The following is a 2,121-nucleotide window of genomic DNA, read 5'->3' on the forward strand; positions in this document are numbered from 1 at the left end:
CCCTGCTCGGCAGCGCGGGGCGCGACGACGCGCTCGCCGCGTGGCTCGACACGCTGCGCCGCGAACCGTCGCTGACACCCGCACAGACGGCGAGGATCGAGGACCAGTCACTGCGGCTCGTGCTGCGGCAGACGGACGACGCGATCGCGCAGCAGGATTACGCGCAGGCGCGCAAGCTGCTCGAACGCGCGAGCCCGGCCGGCCGTGCGGACAAGCGCTACGCGCTCGAGCTGGCCGATCTCGAACGCGCGCAAGGCCATTACGATGCGGCGCGCGCTGCGCTCGCGCCGGTCGTCGCCCGCACGCCGGACGATGCCGATACGCAGCTCGCGCTGGCCCGCATCGACGAGGACAGCGGCAATCGGGCCGCGGCGCTTGCACGCGTGCAGGCGGTGCTGGCCCGCACGCCGGACGACGACGTCGACACGCAGCTGTCGGCCGTGCGCCGCCTGAACGCGCTGCGCCGCCCGGACGAAGCCGTGCAGGTGACCGACCGGCTGCATGCCGCGTATCCGTCACGCCCGGATGTGACGGTCGCGGCCGGACGCGTGGCCGAGGCGCAAGGGCGCTATGACGATGCAGCGTCGCTGTACCGGATGTCGCAGTCGCAGGAACGCACCACGGGCGTGAGCCCGGGGCGTGACGGCCTGACGCCTGCGCAGGCCGCGTTCGCGGATCTCGAGCAGCGGCGCAATCCCGAGATCGAGACCGGCTGGACGCCCGCCTACAAGTCGGGCGACGAAGGCATTTCGTCGTATCGCGCGCAGCAGGTGCCGATCTACATGCAGATGCCGATCCGCTACGACGGGCACGTGTTTGCGCAGATCGACACCGTGCATCTCGACCCGGGCACGCTCGACACGAGCAACCCGAACGCGTATTCGCTCAATACGTTCGGCAGCTACGCGGCGCTCAGGGCAAGGAACGAGCTGACGCCCGCCGCGATCGCGAATCCGCCGGGCTCGCTGCACCAGACGGCCACGGGTGTCGCGCTCGGCGCCGGCTATCTGACGGACGCATGGCGCTTCGACCTCGGCACGTCGCCGCTCGGTTTCCCCGTGCATTACCTGGTCGGCGGCGTGCGCTATCGCTTCGACGCGGGCCCGGCCAGTTTCTCGGTGAATGCGTCGCGGCGGCCGGAAACGAGCAGCGTGCTGTCGTACTCGGGGATGCGCGACCCGTGGACGGGTGCGGTCTGGGGCGGCGTGCGCCGCGACGGCGTGACCCTGCGCGCGTCGGTCGACGTCGGCCGCACGAACCTGTTCGCGGAACTCGGCGCGGGCGTGCTGTCCGGCCGCAATGTCGAACGCAACGCGGAAGTCACGCTGCGCACGGGCTTTACGATGCCCGTGTACGAGCGCGCGACGATGAAGGTCAGCACCGGGCTCGTCGGCAACGCGTGGCACTACGCGCAGAACCTGCGCTACTACACGTACGGGCAGGGCGGTTACTACAGCCCGCAACGCTACCTGTCGCTCGGCGTGCCGATCGAATGGGCGGGGCGGCACGATGCGCTGTCGTGGGACCTGACCGTCACGGGCGGGATCTCGAACAGCTACGAGAAAGATTCGCTGTTTTACCCGATGTCCGCGGACCAGCGGGCCGCGCAGGTGGCGGCCGGGTTCGTGTACGCGGGCAGCTCGACGCGCGGCGTGTCGTTCTCGTACGGCATCAACGGGATCGTCGAGTACCGCGTGAACCCGCACCTGAGTGTCGGCGCGCAACTGAAAGTCGACCGGTCGCACGACTACGCGCCGAGTTCGGCGCTGGTGTACCTGCGTTATGCGTTCGACGCGCGCGCGCAACGCAGCTGGCTCGTCACGCCGACGCCGGTGCGGCTTTATTCGGATTACTAGGGGAACGTCGTGAATACGGAACTCGATGCCACCCGTCCCGCGCTCGGCGCCGCCGGCCTGCTGGGCCGCCTGCGTACGCTGCTGGGCGTGCCGGCCGGCGGCCGTGTCGGCACGGTGAGCCGGCTCGCGATCGACGGCTTGCCCGATGCCTGGACGCAACTGGAAGCCGGCGGCCTGTACGCGATCTACGCGGCCGGCGGCACGTCGGCCTGCGATGCGCTCGTGTGGGAGAGTGCGCGACAGGCACGCACGCGCGACGTGACGG

Annotated in this window: 2 protein-coding genes; both read left to right on the forward strand. The window is 70.4% G+C overall.

All coding sequences use genetic code 11. The annotated features are described in order from the left end of the window. Positions 1–1,856, forward strand: a 1,856-nt coding sequence (locus tag G3O00_RS41905) for a cellulose synthase subunit BcsC-related outer membrane protein (RefSeq protein WP_206146515.1), incomplete at its 5' end; no start/stop codon positions are given. Positions 1,857–1,865: 9 nt separating this feature from the next. After that, positions 1,866–2,121 (forward strand): BcsE family c-di-GMP-binding protein (locus tag G3O00_RS41910; protein ID WP_346779034.1); only part of this gene is annotated, 256 nt, incomplete at its 3' end.

Origin of the sequence: Burkholderia sp. Ac-20384 (genome assembly GCF_017104605.1) — a bacterium.
In the GTDB taxonomy this organism is placed as follows: Bacteria; Pseudomonadota; Gammaproteobacteria; order Burkholderiales; family Burkholderiaceae; genus Burkholderia; species Burkholderia lata.